The sequence below is a fragment of the Candidatus Woesearchaeota archaeon genome (genome assembly GCA_020854775.1).
GTDB lineage: Archaea > Nanobdellota > Nanobdellia > Woesearchaeales > 21-14-0-10-32-9 > 21-14-0-10-32-9.
In genome coordinates this window covers 1-5,553 of record JAHKLZ010000053.1, presented here as the reverse complement: position 1 = coordinate 5,553, position 5,553 = coordinate 1, and the positions used below count along the sequence as shown (strand labels likewise).

The following is a 5,553-nucleotide window of genomic DNA, read 5'->3' as shown; positions in this document are numbered from 1 at the left end:
GGGGTGTAGCCAATGTGGGTTGACATTGGAACTTCGGAGCGGTTTAGCCCGCTCGGGCGTTTTCGTCGGGGGACGAAAACGTAACACGCTCTCCCACACTCGCCACACCCCCAGCCGTTAGCGGTAATGGTGAACGAAAAAACATGTTGAGTAAACTGAAAAGACTATATTATCGAATTAGAAGGAAAACAGGTTTTCCCATCGAAAACTTGAATAGCATTCATTTAGAAAAATTGAACGCCAAGAATTTCATTGAAATCGATGGAAAAAAATACCTTAGAATTAATTTACGGTTTGTTGACACTCTTGATTCTGATTCTACGAGGTTTCTATTCCAACTAGAAGAGGAGATTGAGTCACTAAGAGCTGAAAACTTAAAGACAATTAGCCTAAACTCACTTTTAGAAAAGAAGATACGAGAAGTAGAAAGGTTAAACATCAATCTACACTTTGAGAATAGAAGTCAGACAGCAAAACTTAAAAAGGAAAAGAAAGTTGCTCAAGATAAATTAAATGAATACAAGACACTTACAAACTCAGTCCAAGAAAGGTTGGAGGAGAAAGAAGAAATAATTAAGGATAGAGATATTAAACTTCAAGAATATCAAACAAAATTTAAGCAAAAGGAAAAGGAAATCGAATTCCTACGAAACAGCCTCTCCAGAAGAAAAGAAACCGAAGATAAAACTGAAGGTGGAAAAAGGCAAGTATTGAAAAAAATGAGCGAATTAAAGAAAGAATATAAAAATAAAATAGCACTGAAAGACAACATCATAAAGGAAAAAGAACTCTTTATAAAAACTCTTTCTGATAAATTGCTGGATAATGAGAAGAAAATTACTGACTTAAAGGAATATATTAGTACGATGGAATACGAATTCAAGCAACAAGTTGAAGAAAACCACTACCGCTAACAAGGGGTGTACCCAATGTGGGGGATTTCTAGATATTCGGGGCAATTGGGCTCGCAACAAACTTCTTAGCGGGGGATAAATCCGCTGGCGCCGAACTCCCCCACTGGGCACAACCCCCAGCCGTTACCGCTAATTTTATAAACGACATACAACCAAAACATTATAGATATGAAAAGAATAAATTACTTTTTGATTGTACTATTAATATATTCGTGCAATTCAACTCCTTTTAAAGATTATGAAGAAAATCTAATCTATTTAAATAATTTAAAGGGAAATGTTAAAACTATTATATCTGAAACTTTTTCTGCTGAAGAAAAATTTGGTGAACCTATTAAGGGAGAAATAACCAATCCAGACTTTGACTTATCTGAATATCTTAATGTTTTGACTCCACCAAATTCAAAAGTTGAATTTTCAGAAAATGGTAAACTAATGTTAATAGAAGTGAATAATTCATATTTGTCTTATTCACTAAAACATTCTTATGATAAAAATTGGAATAGAATTGAAATGAGTTTTAAATATAATGAAAACGAAACTATACATAAATTTATTAATGAAAACAATCGAATTATAAGTGGTAAAACTTACAACAAAGAAGGTGAAGAAATAAAAACGTCAAAATTTAATTATGTAAATGGAAATTTAAGTGAAATAATCTCAATTGACACAGAAGGAACTATTATTGAGAAAATTAAGTATATATATGAAAATGGAACATTAGCAGAAAACACTTATGGAAAAACAGGCGACCTTGTTCATTACATTAAAAAGGATATTTATGGTAGATATATTGAAACTTTATTTTATGAGAACAATAAATTCATTTTTAAATACAATGGCCAAAAACCATTTCCTAAAGAAATATTAAGTTATTCAGATAATGATTTGACTGGTAAAATGACAATTTCATTGGATGAGAATGATAATATTATTGAAACAAGACTGTTTGATGAAGATGGTGAAGTTGAGACTATACACAAATACTTTTACAAATACGATAAAGAAGGAAATTGGATTGAACGAATTTTATACGAAAATGACAATATTGAAAATATAACAATTAGAACAATTGAGTATTATTAAAAAACTAGCGGTAACAAGGGGTGTAGCCAATGTGGGTTGATACTGGAACTTCGGAGCGGTTTCGCCCGCTCGGGCGTTTTCGTCGGGGGACGAAAACGTAACACGCTCTCCCACACTTGCCACACCCCCAGCCGTTACCGCCAAGTTTAAGACAAAAAAATACGATATGAAATACATTGACAAGGAAAGACAAAAAGCGATTGAAATTCGTGATAAGATTTTCAGAGACCCAGGGAATGGATTATTTTTCGGTAAAGAAAGAGAATTTGTTTTATCTGAACCTGAGTTAAATCTTTGGGAAGGAATAAGAAAAGACGCAAAAGAATATTTCATTAATAACGGAATAGCTTGGTGGTCTGGAAATGGAGAGCCGACAGGTCATTTGCTTTCTTCTCAGATTGCGTGCTTAAACCACTTATATCCACTACGGCAAAGAAAAGACTGCACTGACAAAATATTACAGAATATAAATAATTCAATAAGTGAGTCATTATTTGTAGACTCGGGAATGATTGAATTTGAAAAAACTGGAATTAAACCATTAGGAAAAGAATCTTCAACTCAACGTGGAGCAAATTCTACTTCAATTGACAGTTTTATGATAGGTAGAAAAAACAACGGAGATAAGATTCTAATTTTAATCGAATGGAAATATACAGAATCATATTCAACCAATTCATTACTAATTTCAGATTCAGGGAAAAATAGATTTGAAGTATATCAGGAATTGCTTGAAAGACCAGATTGTCCAATAAAAACAGCAGATTTTAAAGACTTATTTTATGAGCCATATTATCAATTAATGAGACAAACACTTCTTGGCTGGACAATGACTGAAAATAAAGAATATGGAGCAAATGATTGGTTGCACCTGCACATTATTCCGAAAGAAAACAAAGAATTAAAAGAAAGGATAACTTCAAAAAAATTAGAAGGTAAAACGCTTGAAGAATCTTGGAAATTACAACTTAAAAATCCTGAAAAGTATATTGTAATTAGTCCTGACGAATTTTTGAAACCAATAACAGAGTTGCAAGATACAGGGAGTTTAATTGATTACTTGACAAATAGATACTGGAAATAAAACAAAACCAGGCGGTAACAAAGGGTGTAGCCAATGTGGGTTGACATTGGAACTTCGGAGCGGTTTCGCCCGCTCGGGCGTTTTCGTCGGGGGACGAAAACGTAACACGCTCTCCCACACTTGCCACACCCCCCGCCGTTACCGCCAAGTGTAAGAAGAACCTGAAATGAAAAAATAATTAAATATGATTGTCCGCTAACATACCTAAAGTTAAAATATAGAGAATACGTCATTGCGAGAAGTGTTTTTTATGACGAAGCAATCTACTCGTATTCAGCGAAATAAAGATTGCCTCAACCCTTAAAAAGCAAGGGTTTGACTTCGTCGAGCACTTCGTGGTTCGTAATGACGATTCGGAGTTTTGGTATCGAAACGGATAGTCATATAATTAAATATTACACAAAAGAATGCGTATTAAATCTTTTGAGTTTAATCTACGTGAGTTGGCTGGGGCAATGGGGGATTTTGGAACTCTATTACCACTGGCAATTGGCTATATTGCTATTTTTGGGCTTGAACCTTCAGGACTATTAATAATGATAGGACTTGCAAATATTGTTTCTGGTCTGGTATATAAACTCCCAATGCCTATTGAGCCTATGAAAGTAATTGCTGTTGTAGCAATTGCTCAGCAATGGACTCCGTCAATGGTATATGCATCAGGTTTTGCCATGGGTATAATTTGGTTAATTTTTGCCTTAACAGGCTTAATAAAATGGATTGAAAAGTTTACTCCAAAATCTGTAATTCATGGCATACAAGCTTCCTTGGGGATTCTTTTAGCCATAGAAGCATTTAATATGATTTCAACTGGTTGGGCTTTAGGGGTTATTTCTATTTTCATTGTTATAATTCTTAAAAACAACAGATTTGCCCCTGCCGCTTTAGTTTTAATGGTAGTTGGGTTTGGGATGGTTTATTTTGAAGGTAATTTTCAAAACATTAGCATGCCATCATTTACAATTCCCCAATTTACCACATTTACTTTTAATGAACTATGGCAAGTCCTCTTTCTTGCTGGTTTTGCCCAAATCCCCTTGACAATAACAAATGCTACTTTAGCAACTTCAAACTTGATTAGGCATTATTGGCCAGAAAAACCTGTTAGTGCCATTCATCTCTCATGGAATCAGGGCATTATGAATACATTGCTGCCATTTTTTGGTGGTATGCCTTTATGTCATGGAGCAGGCGGGTTAGCAAGTCAGTATTATTTTGGTGCTAGGACGGGTGGTGCTAACATTATTGAAGGACTTATTGAGATTTGTTTGGGTCTGTTTTTTTCTGCTTCAATAGTTGGAATTTTTACTTTTTTCCCTATGGCTATAATTGGTGGAATGATGATTTTAGTTGGTATTGAACTTACAAAATTTGCATGGTCTGCAAAATTTAGTATTGATATTATTCCTTTGGTAATTACTGTAATAGTCGCATTACTAACAAATATGGCAATTGGTTTTATTTCAGGCATAACAATACATTATACAATTAAATTCTTTAATGGAACAAATAAGAGAATAAAACAATTATAACACCAAGCGGTAACAAAGTGTATATGCCATAAGGGTTTCATTGGGTATTCAAGCGTTGTAGCCCGCTCAAACTTTTGTATCTGTGGACAGGCAACTACTACGCAATCCCTTACAGCACATACACTCAACCGTTGTGTGCAATGGGTGACGAAATCGCATATGACTGAATATCATTCACATAAAAAAAGAAACGTTTTTGAAATTATTGTCGTATATTTGCCTTGAATAACATTTAAAATTTGTGAAAGAAGTAAATTTTGAAACATTTTTAGATAAACACGGTAATGACAGACTACGTGTTCGTTTGAAAACTGAAAAAGGCGAATTAATTGATGTTGTTTTTCAATATGAAGCATTTATTGAGGATAAATGGCATCCGATTGTAAGATATGATTGCGCTCACGGTTTCTTTCATAGAGATGTAATGAAACCAAATGGTGATAAAGAGAAACAGGAAATTTCGATTGACAACTTAAAAAGTGCATCAAAATATGCAGAACAGGACTTGAAGGATAGGTGGGAATGGTACAAAGAAAGATATGTTAAGAAATTGAAAAAACGTTGAATTATGACTAATAAGGAAACCGTTGAAAGAAATATTGGATTATCATTTGATTTTGTAAATCATCTGATAGATAATCCAAATTTAATTGAAAATCTTCCCGAGAATTTCAAACTAGAATTCATTGAAAAAGACTTTCCGAATGTTGAAAAAAGACAACAAGACAAAGAAAGTAAAACGAAAAGAAAATTTGTTAGAGTAAGAAACTCTTTTGAATTCTCAAAGTAAATATTTTATTGAAATAAAGACATTTAAGAAATTATTTCTTAAGAAATATACGACAATCCTATATAATTTCAAATCCGTAAGACTAAACCACTGCACACAACAAGGGGTATAAGCAATGTGGGGGATGCGATGACTTCGGGTCAG

General features: G+C 33.7%; 6 protein-coding genes. All 6 read left to right on the top strand.

Annotated elements, in window-relative coordinates; translation table 11 throughout:
- The first annotated feature begins 146 nt into the window (after positions 1–146).
- Positions 147–914 (top strand): hypothetical protein, encoded by a 768-nt coding sequence (locus KO361_06345; GenBank protein MCC7575184.1) that lies wholly within the window; start codon positions 147–149, stop codon positions 912–914.
- Between the two features lie 168 nt (positions 915–1,082).
- The gene (locus KO361_06340; protein MCC7575183.1) at positions 1,083–2,003 is read left to right on the top strand and encodes a hypothetical protein; all 921 of its coding nucleotides are present in this window, start codon (positions 1,083–1,085) and stop codon (positions 2,001–2,003) included.
- Positions 2,004–2,169: 166 nt separating this feature from the next.
- Positions 2,170–3,087, top strand: a complete 918-nt coding sequence (locus KO361_06335; protein MCC7575182.1) for a hypothetical protein — start codon at positions 2,170–2,172, stop codon at positions 3,085–3,087.
- Positions 3,088–3,494: 407 nt separating this feature from the next.
- On the top strand, positions 3,495–4,619 hold the full coding sequence (locus tag KO361_06330; GenBank protein MCC7575181.1) for a putative sulfate/molybdate transporter: 1,125 nt from the start codon (positions 3,495–3,497) through the stop codon (positions 4,617–4,619).
- A gap of 241 nt (positions 4,620–4,860) precedes the next feature.
- Positions 4,861–5,184, top strand: coding sequence for a hypothetical protein (locus KO361_06325; protein ID MCC7575180.1), 324 nt, complete (start codon positions 4,861–4,863; stop codon positions 5,182–5,184).
- 3 nt (positions 5,185–5,187) lie between these two features.
- Entirely contained in the window at positions 5,188–5,409 is a 222-nt protein-coding gene (locus KO361_06320) for a hypothetical protein (protein MCC7575179.1), read from the top strand.
- Positions 5,410–5,553 lie beyond the last annotated feature (144 nt).